The organism is Vibrio marinisediminis, assembly GCF_014050145.1.
Classification (GTDB): domain Bacteria; phylum Pseudomonadota; class Gammaproteobacteria; order Enterobacterales; family Vibrionaceae; genus Vibrio; species Vibrio marinisediminis.
Genome location: NZ_JACFYF010000308.1, coordinates 1 through 253, shown reverse-complemented (window position 1 = coordinate 253; position 253 = coordinate 1). Strand labels below are relative to the sequence as shown.

Genomic DNA, 253 nt, shown 5'->3' with positions numbered 1-253 from the left:
CCTAATAAAGCAAAAATTAGAGCTTCTTTAAAATCAATTACTTCTTTTGATACCAATTCAATATGCTGATTTGTATAAAACTGAATACGTTGAATTAAAAAATCATTAAAAGCTCCTCCCCCTGTTATTAATATTTTAGAATCCTTATCAATTAATTTAGCAATCTGTATAGCTATATGTTCATTAAAAGTTCTTAAAATATCTTTTATTTCTAGTTTAAATTGATCAATTAAAGGAAAAATAGTAGCTACAA

1 protein-coding gene is annotated in these 253 nt (G+C 23.7%); it reads right to left on the bottom strand.

Annotated features, from left to right (window positions below; translation table 11 throughout):
* On the bottom strand, positions 1-253 hold a 253-nt coding region (locus H2O73_RS24195), incomplete at both ends, for an anhydro-N-acetylmuramic acid kinase (RefSeq protein WP_220457775.1).